General features: G+C 72.4%; 10 protein-coding genes. 6 read left to right on the forward strand and 4 right to left on the reverse strand.

The features are described 5' to 3' along the window. Positions 1-6: 6 nt before the first annotated feature. On the reverse strand, positions 7-405 hold the full coding sequence (locus ACGH2B_RS17705; RefSeq protein ID WP_399097089.1) for an Rv3235 family protein: 399 nt from the start codon (positions 403-405) through the stop codon (positions 7-9). Positions 406-1,443: 1,038 nt separating this feature from the next. On the opposite strand from ACGH2B_RS17705, the gene ACGH2B_RS17710 reads away from it, so the two are divergent. The 3 genes from ACGH2B_RS17710 (at position 1,444) to ACGH2B_RS17720 (ending at position 8,605) form a co-directional block, all read left to right on the forward strand. Next, a complete protein-coding gene (locus ACGH2B_RS17710; protein ID WP_399090188.1) occupies positions 1,444-1,938 on the forward strand; it encodes a DUF6912 family protein in 495 nt (164 codons plus the stop codon). 515 nt (positions 1,939-2,453) lie between these two features. Continuing rightward, complete coding sequence (locus ACGH2B_RS17715) at positions 2,454-3,116, forward strand: HAD family hydrolase (protein ID WP_399090191.1); 663 nt, start codon at positions 2,454-2,456, stop codon at positions 3,114-3,116. 476 nt (positions 3,117-3,592) lie between these two features. Next, complete coding sequence (locus ACGH2B_RS17720) at positions 3,593-8,605, forward strand: NAD-glutamate dehydrogenase (protein ID WP_399090194.1); 5,013 nt, start codon at positions 3,593-3,595, stop codon at positions 8,603-8,605. Positions 8,606-8,729: 124 nt separating this feature from the next. Here the strand turns inward: ACGH2B_RS17720 and ACGH2B_RS17725 are convergent, their stop codons facing one another. Both ACGH2B_RS17725 and ACGH2B_RS17730 read right to left on the reverse strand, forming a co-directional pair. Further along, positions 8,730-9,590: an ABC transporter ATP-binding protein gene (locus ACGH2B_RS17725; RefSeq protein ID WP_399090197.1), complete on the reverse strand. Its 861-nt coding sequence runs from the start codon at positions 9,588-9,590 to the stop codon at positions 8,730-8,732. Continuing rightward, complete coding sequence (locus tag ACGH2B_RS17730; protein WP_399090200.1) at positions 9,583-10,521, reverse strand: ABC transporter permease; 939 nt, start codon at positions 10,519-10,521, stop codon at positions 9,583-9,585. Before ACGH2B_RS17730 ends, ACGH2B_RS17725 begins: the two co-directional genes overlap by 8 nt. A 274-nt stretch (positions 10,522-10,795) precedes the next feature. Here ACGH2B_RS17730 and ACGH2B_RS17735 point away from each other — a divergent pair, with 274 nt between their 5' ends. The 3 genes from ACGH2B_RS17735 to ACGH2B_RS17745 all read left to right on the forward strand — a co-directional run bounded on the left by ACGH2B_RS17735 (position 10,796) and on the right by ACGH2B_RS17745 (position 15,935). Beyond that, positions 10,796-11,422: a TetR/AcrR family transcriptional regulator gene (locus ACGH2B_RS17735; RefSeq protein ID WP_399090203.1), complete on the forward strand. Its 627-nt coding sequence runs from the start codon at positions 10,796-10,798 to the stop codon at positions 11,420-11,422. Between the two features lie 485 nt (positions 11,423-11,907). Continuing rightward, positions 11,908-14,790: a CDP-glycerol glycerophosphotransferase family protein gene (locus tag ACGH2B_RS17740; protein ID WP_399090206.1), complete on the forward strand. Its 2,883-nt coding sequence runs from the start codon at positions 11,908-11,910 to the stop codon at positions 14,788-14,790. After that, a complete protein-coding gene (locus tag ACGH2B_RS17745; protein ID WP_399090209.1) occupies positions 14,787-15,935 on the forward strand; it encodes a glycosyltransferase in 1,149 nt (382 codons plus the stop codon). The genes ACGH2B_RS17740 and ACGH2B_RS17745 overlap by 4 nt, the downstream gene beginning before the upstream one ends. 68 nt (positions 15,936-16,003) lie before the next feature. On the opposite strand, the gene galE is transcribed toward ACGH2B_RS17745, so the two are convergent. After that, complete coding sequence (gene galE / locus ACGH2B_RS17750) at positions 16,004-16,990, reverse strand: UDP-glucose 4-epimerase GalE (RefSeq protein WP_399090212.1); 987 nt, start codon at positions 16,988-16,990, stop codon at positions 16,004-16,006. Positions 16,991-17,012: the final 22 nt, after the last annotated feature.

Consider the following 17,012-nt stretch of genomic DNA (forward strand, 5'->3'; position numbering starts at 1 on the left):
GGTGGGTCAGCCCGGGCCGGGGCCCCAGCCTGCCGGGGTCGGGCCGATGTCCAGGGCGGCGCACCGCCAGCGGGCGTCGGCGCCCAGCTCCAGCCGGAAGGCGAGGGCACGCAGCCGCTCCCCGTGGGCGATCCGGGCGAACGCCTCGATGACACCGTCCCGCGGCCTGCTCAGCCCGCATTCCCGGACGGTCGGTACGTCGTACGGCCGCGTCCCGGCTCCGCTCCGGGCCCGCAGCGGGGTGAGCGGCGCCAGCTCGATCAGCCGGTCGTACGCGGCGGGCAGCGCATGGCCGAGGAGGGCGTGGACGGGCAGCTCGCCGGTGAGTGTGCGCAGCAACTGCCGGGCGAACCACTGGTGCGGCCGGTGCTCCTGAGCGCGCCGCCGCGCGCCGGGCGACGGCAGCGCGGCACCGCCGGCCGCCCTCCTGCTGGCCGCGGCCGCAGTGCTCAGGGAGCGCCCCGGGAGAGCGTGTCCGGACGGCGGGGCCGAGCTTGTCCGGTCGGTCGGTGCTGAGCGTGTGCGGTCCGACGGAGCTGAGCCGGTGCGGTCGGCCGGGACCGGGGCTGTGCGGAAGGGCGGCGCGGGGTCTGCGGGGCCGGTCTGTGCCGGGCCTGGGCCGCTGGTGGGGCCGGTGCCCGCGCGGCCGGCCGGTGTCGAGCCCGCGCGGCCGGTGGGCCGGGAGCCGGCGCGTCCTCGGGGGCCGGTGCCCGGGCGGGAGCCTCCGGGGCGGCCCGGTGGCCTGCGGCCTGCGGGCGAGCGGGGTGGGGCACCGCCCGGGGCGCCGGGCGGCGGGGTGTCCGCCCCGGGTGCGGTGCGGGTGTGCGGGTGGTCGTCCGAGGAGGCCGCGACGGTGGCGGCCCGGGCCTGGTGGGCGGCCGTGCCGGAGGGGCCGGAGACCGGTGTGCCGGAGGGCGTGTGGGGCACCGGCGCGGGGAGGGCGGCGTTCCGGGCGCTGCCGGGATCAGGTGCGGGCGCGGCGCCGGTGTCCGTCGCCTGGCGGGGGCGGGGGACGGGCGGTAAGCCGCCGCGGCGGGAGCCGGGCGGAGCGGTCCGTGGTACGGGCCTCGGTACCGGCCGTGGTGGTGTGGTGGTGCGGGTCGGGCCGGTGGTCGTGGTGCTGGTCATGCGGTCGCCCCCGTTCTGCCGGGCCCGGTTTCTTACCGGGCAGTAGCTTCGGTGGGGCTCTTCTACCGACGGACCGGGACGCGGGCAACGCGCAGGCCGCGGCGGCGGGGGCTCCGGAAAGTTCACCGTTCCGGGTGGCGGGGGCCTGAACAAGCCTCGGGAAGGGGGTCCGGGCGGGGCGGAACGGCGTCGTCCGGGCTGTGGGGGCGCCCCTCGAAAGGGGACGCGCGCCCGTATGCTGGCTGGCGCCCTCCCGGGCGCCGGGTACCTCTCCGGGCTCGATGAAATTGCGTGAATTGAGTGAAAGCGGCCGTCATGCGCGTCTACGTTCCCCTGACCCTTCCCGGGCTCGCCGAGGCACACGGCAAGGGCGAGCTGGGCCCCGGCACGCTGGACGCGTACGCCGTCACCCCGGCGCTGCGGGAGTGGATCTCCGACGACATCGAGGAGCTGGAGTACACGGCGCTGGGCCAGGCGGCCCAGGCGTCGCTGCGGCAGCTCGCCGGGCTGCCGGACGCCGCCCGGCGGCGGGTGGTGGTCGCCGCGGACGTACCGGACGCCGCGGTGGCGGCCGGGCCCGACGCCGCGGAGGACCCCGCCGCGGTGCGGGTCAGCGGCCCGGTGCCGATGAAGAAGGCCGCCGCGGTCCATGTGGACGCCGCCGACGCGGAGGAGGCCGTCGCGGCCGCCGCGGACGCGCTGGCCGCCGCCGACGGGGGCGACGCGGCCGCGCGGCGGACGGTCGAGGGCGCCGAGGATCATGACCTGATGTGGTTCGGCGTGCAGGAGATCCCGGGCCTGCTGGGCTGAACCGGGCGCGGCGCCACTGGGCCGCACGGCTGCCCGTCCGCCCAGGCCCTGCCGCCTCGGGGCGCGCTGCTGGGCCCGGCGTGAGGGCGCGCCGCCGGGCAGCCCGGGTCCCGCCGTCGGGCCGCGTCGACGAGGCTGCTCAGAACCTCGCCGGGGAGCGCTGCCGGGCTGTCGGGCCGTGCCGCTGGGCCTGCCCGGACCGGGCTGTCGGGCCTGCCCAGGCCGGGCTGTCGGGCCGCGCTGCCGGGCCTGCCTGGGGGCGTACCGCCGGGGCGGCCCTGAGCGGCCGTTGGCCCTGCCCCGGCCCGGCCGCAGGGCGCCCGCCGTCCCTGCCTTTGCCGCTCGCATCCGCCGTTCGGCTCGTCATCCGCACCCGCAGCCCGCGCCCCGGGGCATGAGGCGTCGCGCCCGGCGTGTGCTTCCGGGGCGGGGCCGGGCGCGGAGGGTTTGTCAGTGGTGCCGGGTACGGTTTTTCGTGTGCCCGGCGCAGGGCCGTGAGCGGACAGGGGGCAGGTATGGGTGAGTGCACCACGCATCTCGTGTGGGACTGGAACGGCACGCTGTTCCACGACATCGACGCCGTGCTCGGCGCGACCAACGCGGCGTTCGCCGAGATCGGCCTGGAGCCCCTCACCCTGGAGCGCTACCGCGCGCTGTACCGCGTGCCCGTGCCGCTCTTCTACGAGCATCTGATGGGGCGGATGCCGACGGACGCCGAGTGGCTGGTGATGGACGAGGCGTTCCACCGCCACTACACCGACCGGCGGGCGCGCTGCGGTCTGACCGACGGCGCGGACGAGCTGCTGGCGGGGTGGTGTGCGGCCGGCGGCAGCCAGTCGATCCTCAGCATGTTCGGCCACGACGAGCTGATACCCCTGGTCCGGGGCTTCGGCATCGAGCCGCACTTCGTACGGGTGGACGGCCGTACGGGGCCCACCGGCGGCGGTAAGAGCGAGCACATGGTGCGCCATCTCGCGGCCCTGGAGTCCGTGGACCCGGGCCGTACGGTCGTGATCGGGGACGCGGTGGACGACGCGGTGGCGGCCCGGCACGCGGGGGCCCTGGCGGTGCTCTACACCGGCGGCTCGCACAGCCGCGACCGGCTCCGGGCGGCGGGCGTCCCGATCGTCGACACCCTCGCCGAGGCGGTCGAGGTGGCCGGAAACCTCACGGCGTGAGCCGGGGCGGTGCCGCGCGGCGGCGCGTCCGGAGATCCCGCTCCGGTGAGCCGCTTTCCGTCCGGAAATGACCGTCCCGTAACGGCTCGGGACCGCAGGGATACACCTGGCATAAAGGCGCCGGGAGGGCGTTGTCCGGAAGGGCTAAGTTCGGGGGAGAGATTTGGACGTGAAAGGCCGATGACGGCACCGAAGCGAAGAGCGATAGCCTTGCAGCGTGATCAGCGCGATAACCCGCGGGGGCATCGAGGTCCCCGTCGTGCGCCCGGGACACGTACGTGACCGGGCGGCCGCTGGTCTTTGCGGCCACGAGCGTGTGACGACTCCGTCAAAAGACTTCGCATGCGCCCCGGCCCTCTCTCAGCGCGGCATAGCGTCGGCAGCGACAGGACACCCCGCGTCACCGCGGCGTTGTGCAGCATCCACGGAGTTCTTCCACGACGTCACGCAACGGCGCGCGACAGGAGCCAGAGGACATGCAGAACAAGCTGGATGAAGCCAGGACCGAGCTGCTTGAGCGGGCGGCTCGGGTCGTTGAAAGCAGCCCGGCCGGGAGCAAGCAGCCGGTAAGAGGTCTCGACAAGGAGACCCTCGCGGGTTATCTCCAGCGTTACTACCTGCACACCGCCGTCGAGGACCTCGCGGACCGTGACCCGGTGGACGTGCTCGGCGCCGCGATCTCGCACTTCCGTCTCGCCGAGAAGCGCCCGCAGGGCACCGCCAACGTCCGGGTGCACACCCCGACCGTCGAGGAGAACGGCTGGACCTGCAGCCACTCCGTCGTCGAGGTCGTCACCGACGACATGCCCTTCCTCGTCGACTCGGTCACCAACGAGCTGTCCCGCCAGGGCCGCGGCATCCACCTGGTGATCCACCCGCAGGTCACCGTCCGCCGCGACGTCACCGGCAAGCTCCTGGAGGTCCTCGACCCGGGCGAGGCGAACGGCGCCGCCGCCAAGCCCGCGGCCAAGGGCAAGGGCCGGACCACCAAGGCCAAGGCCCCCGCCGCGAAGGCCGGCGCCAAGGCGGAGCTGCCGCACGACGCGGTCACCGAGTCGTGGATCCACGTCGAGATGGACCGCGAGACCGACCGCGAGGACCTCAAGCAGATCACCGCGGACCTCCTCCGGGTGCTCTCCGACGTCCGCGAGGCCGTCGAGGACTGGGAGAAGATGCGCGGCGCCGCGCTGCGGATGGCCGACGAGCTGCCGTCCGAGCCGACCGCCGACGACCTGCGCGACCAGGAGATCGACGAGGCCCGCGAGCTGCTGCGCTGGCTCGCCGACGACCACTTCACCTTCCTCGGCTACCGCGAGTACGAGCTGATCACCGCGCCCGGTGAGGGCGGCGCCGAGGAGGACGTGCTCTCCGCCGTGCCCGGCACCGGTCTCGGCATCCTGCGCGCCGACCCGGTGCACGCCGAGGACGACGGCCACCCCGTCTCGCCGTCCTTCAACCGGCTGCCCGCCGACGCCCGTGCCAAGGCCCGTGAGCACAAGCTGCTCATCCTCACCAAGGCCAACAGCCGCGCCACCGTCCACCGCCCGTCCTACCTCGACTACGTCGGCGTCAAGCGGTTCGACAAGGACGGCAACGTCATCGGCGAGCGCCGCTTCCTCGGTCTGTTCTCGTCGGCGGCGTACACCGAGTCGGTGCGCCGGGTGCCGGTGATCCGCCGGAAGGTCGCCGAGGTCCTGGAGGGCGCCGGCTTCACCCCGGACAGCCACGACGGCCGCGACCTGATGCAGATCCTGGAGACGTACCCGCGCGACGAGCTGTTCCAGACCCCCGTCGACCAGCTACGTTCCATCGCCACCAGCGTCCTCTACCTCCAGGAGCGCCGCCGGCTGCGGCTCTACCTGCGGCAGGACGAATACGGCCGCTACTACTCCGCGCTGGTCTACCTCCCGCGCGATCGCTACACCACCGGTGTCCGGCTGCGGCTGATCGACATCCTCAAGGAGGAGCTGGGCGGCACCAGCGTCGACTTCACCGCCTGGAACACCGAGTCGGTCCTCTCCCGGCTGCACTTCGTCGTCCGCGTCGCGCCCGGTGCGACGCTGCCGGACCTGACCGAGTCCGATGTGGACCGCCTGGAGGCGCGTCTGGTGGAGGCCGCCCGCTCGTGGGCCGACGGCTTCGCCGAGGCGCTGACCGCCGAGGTCGGTGAGGAGCGCGCCGCCGAACTGCTGCGCCGCTACGGCCACGCCTTCCCCGAGGGCTACAAGGCCGACAACTCCCCGCGCAGCGCCGTCGCCGACATCCAGCACCTGGAGAAGCTCGCCGCCGACCCGGGCAAGGACTTCGCGGTCAGCCTCTACCAGCCGGTCGGCGCCGCGCCCAACGAGCGCCGCTTCAAGATCTACCGCACCGGTGAGCCGGTCTCGCTCTCCAAGGTGCTGCCGGGCCTGAACCGCCTGGGCGTCGAGGTCGTCGACGAGCGCCCGTACGAGCTGCCCTGCTCCGACTCCACGCTGGCCTGGGTCTACGACTTCGGTCTGCGGATGCCGGAGAAGGTCAACGGCGACGACGCCCGCGAGCGGTTCCAGGACGCCTTCACCGCCGTGTGGACCGGCGCCGCCGAGAGCGACGGCTTCAACGAGCTGGTGCTCCGCGCCGGTCTCGACTGGCGTCAGGCGATGGTGCTGCGGGCCTACGCGAAGTACCTGCGGCAGGCCGGTTCGACCTTCAGCCAGACGTACATGGAGGACACGCTCGCCAACAACGTCCACACCACCCGGCTGCTGGTCTCGCTCTTCGAGGCGCGGATGTCGCCGGAGCGGCAGAGCGCCGGTACGGAGCTGATCGACGGTCTGCTGGAGGAGCTGGACGGCGCGCTCGACCAGGTCGCCTCGCTGGACGAGGACCGCATCCTGCGCTCGTTCCTCACCGTCATCAAGGCGACGCTGCGCACCAACCACTACCAGCGCGACGCCGAGGGCCGCCCGCACGCGTACCTCTCGATGAAGCTGGACCCGCAGGCCATCCCGGACCTCCCGGCGCCCCGCCCGGCGTTCGAGATCTGGGTGTACTCGCCGAAGGTCGAGGGTGTGCACCTGCGCTTCGGCAAGGTGGCGCGCGGTGGTCTGCGCTGGTCGGACCGGCGGGAGGACTTCCGTACGGAGATCCTCGGCCTGGTCAAGGCGCAGATGGTGAAGAACACCGTCATCGTGCCGGTCGGCTCCAAGGGCGGGTTCGTCGGCAAGCAACTGCCGGACCCGGCGCAGGGCCGGGACGCCTGGCTCGCCGAGGGCGTCGCCTGCTACCGCACCTTCATCTCCGGTCTGCTCGACATCACCGACAACCTCGTCGGCGGCGAGGTCGTGCACCCGCAGAACGTCGTCCGCCACGACGGCGACGACACCTACCTGGTGGTCGCCGCCGACAAGGGCACCGCGACCTTCTCCGACATCGCCAACGAGGTCGCCGAGTCGTACGGCTACTGGCTGGGCGACGCCTTCGCCTCCGGCGGCAGCGCGGGCTACGACCACAAGGGCATGGGCATCACCGCCCGCGGTGCCTGGGAGTCGGTCAAGCGCCACTTCCGGGAGCTGGGCCACGACACCCAGACGCAGGACTTCACCGCCGTCGGCGTCGGTGACATGTCCGGTGACGTGTTCGGCAACGGCATGCTGCTCAGCGAGCACATCCGCCTGGTCGCCGCCTTCGACCACCGGCACATCTTCATCGACCCGAAGCCGGACGCGGCCACCTCGTACGCCGAGCGCCGCCGCCTGTTCGAGCTGCCGCGGTCGTCGTGGGCGGACTACAACACCGAGCTGCTGTCGCAGGGCGGTGGCATCCACCCGCGGACGGCGAAGTCCATCCCGATCAACGCGCAGATCCGCGCGGCGCTCGGGCTGGAGGCCGGCATCAAGAAGATGACGCCCGCCGAGCTGATGAAGGCCATCCTCAAGGCACCGGTGGACCTGGTGTGGAACGGCGGCATCGGCACGTACGTGAAGTCGTCGGCCGAGTCCAACGCCGACGTCGGTGACAAGTCGAACGACGCGATCCGCGTCAACGGCGACGAGCTGCGCGCCAAGGTCGTCGGCGAGGGCGGCAACCTCGGTCTCACGCAGCTTGGCCGGATCGAGTTCGCCTCCAACGGCGGGAAGATCAACACCGACGCGATCGACAACAGCGCCGGTGTGGACACCTCCGACCACGAGGTGAACATCAAGATCCTGCTCAACGCCCTGGTCGCGGAAGGCGACATGACGGTCAAGCAGCGCAACAAGCTGCTCGCCGCGATGACCGACGAGGTCGGTGCGCTGGTGCTGCGCAACAACTACGCGCAGAACACCGCGCTGGCGCTGGCCCAGGCGCAGTCCGGCGCGATGATCCACGCCCAGCAGCGCTTCCTGCGCCGCCTGGTGCGCGACGGTCACCTCGACCGGGCGCTGGAGTTCCTGCCCACCGACCGGCAGATCCGCGAGCGGCTGAGCGCCGGCCGGGGCCTGACCCAGCCGGAGACCGCGGTCCTCCTCGCGTACACCAAGATCACGGTGGCCGACGCGCTGATCCGGACGGACCTTCCGGACGACCCGTACCTCCAGCACCTGCTGAACGCGTACTTCCCGTCCGCGCTGCACGAGAAGTTCGCCGAGCAGATCGAGGGCCACGCGCTGCGCCGCGAGATCGTCACCACGGTGATGGTCAACGACACCGTCAACACCGGTGGTACGAGCTTCCTGCACCGGATGCGGGAGGAGACCGGCGCCTCGCTGGAAGAGGTCGTGCGGGCGCACACCGCGGCCCGGGCGATCTTCCGGCTGGGCCAGGTGTGGGACGACGTCGAGGCGCTGGACAACCGCGTCGCGGCCGCCGTCCAGACCCGGATCCGGCTGCACAGCCGGCGGCTCGTCGAGCGCGGCACCCGCTGGCTGCTCAACAACCGCCCGCAGCCGCTGGCGCTGTCGGAGACCATCGACTTCTTCCGCGACCGGGTCGCCGCGGTCTGGGAGCAGCTTCCGAAGCTGCTCCAGGGCGGCGCCCGCGAGTGGTACGAGTCGAACCTCGCGGAGCTGACCGAGGCGGGTGTCCCGGAGGCGCTGGCCGTCCAGGTGTCCGGCTTCTCGTCGGTCTTCCCGGCGCTGGACATCGTCGCCATCGCGGACCGCACCGGCAAGGAGCCGCTGGCCGTCGCCGAGGTCTACTACGACCTGGCCGACCGGCTGCGGATCAACCAGCTCCTCGACCGCATCCTGGAGCTGCCGCGCGACGACCGCTGGCAGTCGATGGCGCGCGCCTCGATCCGTGAGGACCTGTTCGCCGCGCACGCCGCGCTGACCTCGGACGTGCTGGCGGAGGGCGACGCCTCCGCCACGCCGGAGCAGCGGTTCTCGGTGTGGGAGGAGAAGAACGCCGCGATCCTGGGCCGCGCCCGCGCGACCCTGGAGGAGATCCACGGTTCGGAGGGTTTCGACCTGGCGAACCTCTCCGTCGCGATGCGGACGATGCGCACCCTGATGCGGACGCACAGTTGATCCCCGGCTGACGCGGCGGGCCCGCCCCGCACGCACGGCGACGGCCCCGGAGCACCACGCTCCGGGGCCGTCGCCCGTTTCCGGGACGGGACCGGACTCACGTCACCATCCCCGTGTACGAGGACTACCTGTGCGCCTCGTACGCCCGGACGACCTCCTCCGTCGGGCCGTCCATGACGAGTTCGCCCTTCTCCAGCCAGAGGACGCGGTCGCAGGTGTCGCGGATCGACTTGTTGTTGTGGCTGACGAGGAAGACGGTGCCGGCTTCCTGGCGCAGTTCGCGGATGCGGGCCTCGGAGCGCTTCTGGAAGGCGCGGTCGCCGGTGGCCAGCGCCTCGTCGATCATCAGCACATCGTGGTTCTTGGCGGCGGCGATGGAGAACCGCAGCCGGGCGGCCATGCCGGAGGAGTACGTACGCATCGGCAGGGAGATGAAGTCGCCCTTCTCGTTGATGCCGGAGAAGTCGACGATGCCCTGGTAGCGGGCGCGGACCTCCTCGCGGCTCATGCCCATGGCGAGGCCGCCGAGGATGACGTTCTTCTCGCCGGTCAGGTCGTTCATCATGGCCGCGTTGACGCCGAGCAGGGAGGGCTGGCCGTCGGTGTAGACGCGGCCGGCGGCGGGTGGCAGCAGTCCGGCGATGGCCCGCAGCAGCGTCGACTTGCCGGAGCCGTTGGAGCCGATGAGGCCGATCGCCTCGCCTCTGTGGGCGGTGAAGGTGACGCCGCGGACGGCGTGCACCTCGCGGGTCCCGGCGGTGGTGGTGCGGCGGACGATGCGGCGCAGCGCGGAGACGGCGTTGCCGCGGCCGCTGCCGGCGCCGTGGACCTTGTAGACGATGTGGACGTCGTCGGCGATGACGGTGGGGACGCGGTCGTCGGGGGCGTCGGGGGCGTCGGGTGCGCCGGGTGCGCCGGGGGCCGGTGCGGCGTCGCCCGCCGCGGTGGTTCCGGTGGTTTCCGCGTACGCGGTGGTGTCAGCCACGGCCGTATTCCTCCTCCGCCTTCCAGAAGAAGACGTAGCCGACGGCGCCGGAGAGCAGCGCCCAGCCCAGGGCCATCGGCCAGACGTGGGCGGGCAGCGCGGTGGCGCGGACGGAGTCGATCAGGGCGTACCGCATCAGATCGATGTAGATCAGCGCGGGGTTGGCGTTCAGGGCCGCGGCGACGAGTGCCGGGGCGTGCCGGGTGAAGACCGAGAGGTTGTAGAAGACGCCCGAGACGTACATCCAGGTGCGCAGGATGAACGGCATGAGCTGGGCGGTGTCGGTGGTGCGGGCGCCGATCCTGGCCATGATCATCGCGAGTCCGGCGTTGAAGACGGACTGGAGCAGCAGCGCGGGGATCATCAGCAGCCAGTGCCAGGTCAGCGGCACCCCGCAGAGCAGCACGATGGCGGCGAGCACGCCCATGGAGAAGATGAGCTGCTGGAGCTGGATCAGGGTGTACGCGAGCGGCAGGCAGGCGCGCGGGAAGTGCAGCGCGCGGACCAGGCCGAGGCTGCCGGAGACCGCGCGGGTACCGGCGAGCACGGTGGACTGGGTGAAGGTGAAGACGAAGATCCCGGTGCACAGGAACGGGATGAAGTCCGGGATGCCGCGGTCGGTGTGGAGCAGCATGCCGAAGATCAAGTAGTAGACCCCGGCGTTGAACAGCGGCGTCATCACCTGCCAGAGCTGGCCCAGCCGCGCGGTGGTGTAGAGCGCGGTGAGCCGGGCGGTGGCGAAGGCGGTGATGAAGTGGCGCCGCGCCCAGAGTCTGCGGGTGTACTCCGGCAGGGCCGGGCGGGCGCCGCTGAGCGTCAGGCCGTGGCGCGCGGCCAGTTCCCGCAGGTGCGGATCGGGCGCGGCACCGGGTCCGGGGAGCCGGGCGGAGTCCGGCCCGGCCGGTGCGGGGGGAGCGAGGGTCTGGGTCATGGGGCCGCTTTCGTACGGGCCGACGGGCGCGGAACGGGTCCGGTGCGCACCGAGGGGCGACGGGGTCCGGCGCCGCACGGGACGCGCGGGGCGGACGGCGGAGGTCGGGGGAGACGGGCGGTCCGGGGCCAGGGCTGGGTGCGGTACGGGCTCGGTGTACGGCGGACCGCGGCGCTTGCGTCGGAACGGGACCGTTTCGTCGTGACGTCGGAGTGAGACTAGGACGAGTCGACGTCGAGACGCAACCGTAGCGTCGTGACGCTATGCTCAAGCCATGGCAAAGAACGGCAGCGACCACGCGTCCGCCACGGCACGCCGGGCCCCGGCCGGCGCCGCCGTGCTGCGGGAGGACAAGACCGCCGCGATCCGGGCCGCGGTCTTCGCGGAGCTGGCCGCGGTGGGGTTCGCCCGGATGTCCATCGAGGGCATCGCCCGGCGCGCCGGGGTCGGCAAGACGGCCGTCTACCGGCGCTGGCGCTCCAAACTCCACCTCGTCCTCGACGTGGTCTCCGCGCTCGCCGCCGAGGGGCTGCCGACGCCCGACACCGGCACCCTCCGCGGCGATGTCCGGATGCTGCTGGAGGTCGCCGCGCGGGCCCTGCGCCACCCGATGGCCTCGCAGATCATCCCGGACCTGCTGGCCGAGGCGGCCCGCAGCCCGGAGCTGGCGGACGCGCTGAAGGCCGCGCTCCACGACAGCCAGGAGGGCATGGCGGCGGCGATGGTGGCCCGCGCGGTCGACCGCGGCGAACTGCCCGCCCGCGCCGACGGCCGGCTGGCGCTGGACCTGATGACCGGCCCGCTGTACTGGCGCCTGGTGGTCGCCCGCGACGAACTGCCCGACGGCTACCTGGACGAACTGGCGGACGCGGTGACGGGGGCGCTCGGTGCGGGGCGGTAGCCGTCCGGGCACGGCGCTCGCGCCGGGCGGACCGGCCGGACGAAGCGGCCCGCGGCCGGTGCGCGGTACGCGCGGACGGCGGGGCCGCCGGCCCGTTCGCGTCGCAGGCGCCGGACGGCGGGGCCCGCGCCCGGCGCGTCCCGGCGCGGCCGCCCGGAACGCCCCGGCCGGTTCGTCCCCCTCGGCGGCGATGATGCCCGTACGCCCCGCTGTGCGCGTGGGCCACCTCACGGCGGGCGGCGGAACCGTGCGGGGGCCCGGTGCCTCTACACAGGAAAGGTGCCGGGCGTCCGGAGCGCCGCGCGCCCGCCCGCCGGGCGTGTCATCGGCGGGTGATCCCCGCGAGGGGGCATGCCACGGACGGGTGGCCCGGCGTACGAATAACCGTAGGAATCACCGCCGTTGCCCGTCCCCTGTGCCACGGCGTGAGCGGCCCGGCGCGGTAGTTTTGATGGCTCGTCCGGAAAAGGAAACAGAGGATAGGGGTGCCCGTGCCTGACGTCTCCGTAGTCGTGATCGTCTACAACGACGCAGAACGACTGCCGACCGCCGTCCGGTCCGCCGTGGACCAGACGCTGCACGGTGTCGAAGTGGTCATCGTCGACGACTGCAGCACGGACAGATCGTTCGCCGTCGCCCAGGAGCTGGCCGCGGCGCACCCCGGCAAGGTCCGCGCGCTCCAGCTACCGGAGAACAGCGGCGGCTGCGGCGCCCCGCGCAACCACGGCGTCGCGCACGCCCGCGGCACGTACGTGATGTTCCTCGACAGCGACGACGTCCTGGAGCCCAACGCCTGCCGGAACATGCTCGACGCCGCCGAGCGCACCGGCGCCGACCTCGTCTCCGGCATGTGCGTACGGGTCCACGCCGACACCCGCACCAAGAAGACCGTCGAGTGGTACCCGTGGCTCTACGCCCGCACCCGCACCCTCGAATCGATCTCCGAACTCCCCGACCTGCTGGTCTTCGACACCCTGTCGACCAACAAGTGCTACCGCCGGGAATTCCTCCGCGAGGCCGGACTGGAATTCCCCGTCGGTATCCACTACGAGGATCTGCTCTTCTCCGCGCAGGCGTATGTCGCCGCCCGCCGTATCACGCTGATCCCCAACCACGTCTATTTCTGGAACGTCTTCGAGAAGGCGGCCACGAAATCGATCAGCAACCGGCGCCATGAAATCGCGAACTTCGCGCACCGCATGGAAATCCACCGGCGCGTCGACGAACTCCTCGCCGCCGAGGGCCTGGACGACCTGAAGTTCCACAAGGACGTCAAATTCCTCAAGCACGACCTCGTCCTGCATCTGCGGGATCTGCCGCTGCTCGACGAGGGCTACCGCCGCGAATTCGCCGAAATGGCCAACGGCTATCTCGCCGGGATCGCCCCCGAGGCGTACGAGCGCGTGCAGCCGATACAGGCCATCTGCGCCTACCTCCTCGCCAAGGAGGACTGGGCGGCGCTGATGCCCGCGGTCGACACCCTCATCAACCGCGACAAGCTCTCCACCCCGCTCACCGAGCGCGACGGCCGCGTCTACTGGACCGACCGCCACCTCGACGACCCCGAGGGCCGCCGCGTCCTCGACGTCACCGACGCCGGGTACCACACCCGCCCGATCGGCAAGCTCTTCCTCCGCAACCAGCTCACCGGCTACTCCGACGACGGACTCGGCACCGTCGAACTGTCCGGTGCCGTCGTGAACCCGCTCGGCGCGCTGACCCCCGCCACCCGGCTGCGCGGCCGGATCGAGCTGAAGGCCCGCCGCCGCAGCCTGCAGACCTTCTCCTTCCCGCTGCGCGGTCTGCGGCTCGACGGCGACCAGGTCCTCTGGGACGCGGAGCTGGACCTCGCCCGGCGGCTGCGTCCGCTCGGCGTGATCGACGCGGTCTGGGACGTCCGGCTGATCCTCGACGCCGACGGCGAGATCACCCGCACCCGGCTGACCGTCGGCGGCGTCGACCTCGACACCGCGCACGCGCTGCGCGTCCGCCCCCGGCTGACCCGCCTGGTCTCCGACCGCATCGAGCCCGCCCCCTCCAAGCGCGGCCACCTCACCTTCGTGCTGCGCGCCGAGAGCCGCGCCACTCGCTCCACCCAGAAGCTGCTCGGCGAGGCGCTGCGCAGCCCCGCCGCCGCACTCGCCAAGACCGGTATCCGCAAGGCCCGCAAGGCCAAGCGGGAACTCAGCTCCGGCGAGACCAAACTCCGCGTGTACCACGAGGCGTTCAGCAAGCTCCCGGTCCGCAAGGGCCTCGTCGTCTTCGAGAGCCACCTCGGCAAGCAGTACAGCGACAGCCCCCGCGCGATCTACGAGGAGATGCGCCGCCAGGGCGTCGAATTCGAGGCGGTGTGGAGCTACGCCGGGAAGAAGCCCGACGGCTTCCCCGAGGACGCCACCCTCGTCAAGCGCTGGAGCTGGCCGTACCTGCGGGCGCTGGCCCAGGCGGAGTTCTGGATCGACAACCAGGGCTTCCCGCTCAAGCTCACCAAGCGGCCCGAGACCACGTACATCCAGACCTGGCACGGCTCGGCGCTCAAGCGGATGGGCTTCGACGAGCCCCGGCTGCGGCTCCAGCCGCGCGCCGCGAAGGACGCCTACCAGCAGGTCCTCGACCGCTTCGACCACTTCCTGCTCCGCTCCGAGCACGACGAACGCACCCTCGCCCGCGCCTTCCGGCTCCGCCCCGAGGTGCTGCTGCGCACCGGCTACCCGCGCAACGACGCGCTGGTCGCCGCCCGCCGCGCCGAGGAGGGCTCCGCCGCCCGCGCCCGCGGCCCGCTCGCCGAGGAGCTGGGCATCCCCGCCGACAAGACGGTCCTGCTCTACGCCCCGACCTTCCGCGCCGCCCCGGACGGCAAGGTCAAGGGCTTCGAGCTGCCCTTCGACGTCGACGAGTTCGCCACCCGCTTCGGCGACCGGTACGTGCTGCTGATCCGCTCGCACTACCTCAACCACGTCGTCCTGCCGCCGTCCGTCCGCGGCACCGTCATCGACGTCACCGGCCACCACGACATCACCCCGCTGATGGAGCTGTCCGACGCCCTCATCACCGACTACTCCTCGGTGATGTTCGACTACGCCCTCCTCGACCGGCCGATGGTCTTCTACGCGTACGACTACGACGAGTACGCCAACGAGGCCCGCGGCACCTACTTCGACCTCAAGGCCACCGCGCCCGGCCCGTTCGTCGAGACCGAGGACGCGCTCTTCGACGCCCTCGACCACCTCAAGTCCGCGGACGCCGAACACCGCGAGGCCCGGCATCGGTTCACCGCCACCTACGGCGAGTACGACCGGGGGGACGCGGCCCGCCGCGTCGTCGACCGGTTCTTCGGCACCGCGGAGCGCGAAGGAGACGCCAAGTGACCGGCCGCGACATCTACTTCGTCTGCAACAGCACCGATGAGCTGGGCGGGGTGACCACCTGGACCCACCAGATGGCCCGGCTCTTCGCGGAGCGCGGCCACCGGCCGCACGTCATCGGCATCGTCCCGGCCCCGGCCGAGCACCGCGCCACCCTCGGTGACCTGCCCTACCCCACCGAGACCCTCTACACCGAGCACCCGCCGAAGGTCGCCTCGGCGCGCGGCGTCAAGGGCCGGCTCAACCTCGCCGAGCGGCGCCGCCGCGCGGCCCGGGACACGGGGATGCGGGAGGCGGCCGACCGGCTCTCCGCCCGCTTCGCCACCGCCCGGCCCGGCGGCATCGTCATCTGCGCCCAGGTGTGGGCCATGGAGTGGGTGACGCTCGCCGACACCGCCGGGATGCCGGTGATCGGCATGACCCACGAGTCGTTCGCCGCCTGCCGCGCCTCCTCCCGCTTCGCCCGCGTCAAGCGGTACTACGCGGACGTCGACCGGCTCCTCGCCCTCACCCGCGAGGACGCCGACCAGTGGATCCGCGCCGGTATGGACAACGCCGACTTCATGCCGAACCCGCTGCCCGTCATGCCGGACGTCCCCTCGGCCCGTACGGAGAAGGTCGTCGCCAGCATCGGGCGGCTCTCCGACGAGAAGGGCGTCGACCTGCTCCTCGACACCTGGGCGCTGCTCGCCCCCCGCCACCCGGACTGGCTGCTGCGGATCTACGGCTCGGGCGAGGACGAGGAACTGCTGCTCAAGCAGCGTGAGGCGCTGGGCCTGGAGCGGTCGGTGGAGTTCATGGGCCGCACCGACGATGTGCCGGAGGCGCTGCGCGGCGCCTCCGTCTTCGCCCAGTCCTCCCGCGCCGAGGGCTTCCCGCTGTCGCTGATGGAGGCGATGGCGGCGGCGGTGCCGTGTGTGGCGTTCGACTGCGCGCCCGGCGTCCACGAGATCGTCAGCGACGGCGAGGACGGGCTGCTGGCCCGCCCCGGCAACATCAACGAACTCGCCGCCCACCTGGAGAGCCTCCTGACCGACCAGGAGCTGCGCGACCGGCTCGGCACCACCGCCCGGGAGAACGTCCGCCGCTACTCCACCGACCGCATCACCCGGCGCTGGGAAGACCTCTTCGCCTTCCTGGAGCGCTGACCCGGTACGACGAAGACGCCCCGCACCGGACTTCCGGTGCGGGGCGCCTTTCGCGTGAAAAGCGGGTCTCAGCGCGCCTCGGGGTGGTGGTGCTGCCACCCGGCCCACGCCGACGTGATCATCTCGCGGACGTCGTGGTGCGCCTTCCAGCCCAGCTCGGCGGCGGTCTTGTCGGCGGAGGCGACCACCCGCGCCGGGTCGCCGGGGCGCCGCGGCGTGACCTCGGCGGTGACCCCGGTGTGCCCGGTCAGCTCCGTGATCAGGTCGACCATCTCGCGCACCGACACGCCCTCACCGCGGCCGATGTTGAGCGTCAGATCCCGCACCGGGCCGTGCTCGGCGAGCTTGTGCGCGGCCACCACATGCGCGTCGGCGAGGTCCGCGACGTGGATGTAGTCGCGGATGCAGGTGCCGTCCGGGGTGTCGTAGTCGTCGCCGAAGATCCGCGGCGCGGCGCCCTCGGTGAGCTTCTCGAAGACCATCGGCACGATGTTGAAGACGCCGGTGTCGGCCAGCTCCGGGGTGGCCGCGCCCGCGACGTTGAAGTACCGCAGGCAGGCGGTGCTGATGCCGTGCGCCTTGCCCGCCGCGCGGACCATCCACTCCCCGACGAGCTTCGTCTCGCCGTACGGGTTGATCGGCACGCACGGCGTGTCCTCGGTGACGAGGTCGACGTCCGGCATGCCGTACACCGCGGCGGACGAGGAGAACACCAGGCGGCCCACGCCGCCGGCGGCCATCGCCTCCAGCAGCGTCTGGAGCCCGTGGACGTTCTCCCGGTAGTAGTGCAGCGGCATCTCCACCGACTCGCCGACCTGCTTCTTCGCCGCCAGGTGCACCACGTCCGTCACGCCGTGCTCGGCGATGGTGCGATCCAGCAGCGCCCGGTCCAGGGTCGAGCCGACGATCAGCGGCACGTCCTCGGGCAGCCGGGCGGCGACGCCCGTCGTCAGGTCGTCCAGGACGACCACCCGCGGCGCCTCGGCGGACTGCCGCAGGGCCCGTACGACGTGGGAGCCGATGTAGCCGGCACCGCCCGTGATCAAGTAAGTCATGCGCCCATCCTAGGGTTGGAGG

The sequence above is a fragment of the Streptomyces sp. BBFR2 genome (genome assembly GCF_044497305.1).
Classification (GTDB): domain Bacteria; phylum Actinomycetota; class Actinomycetes; order Streptomycetales; family Streptomycetaceae; genus Streptomyces.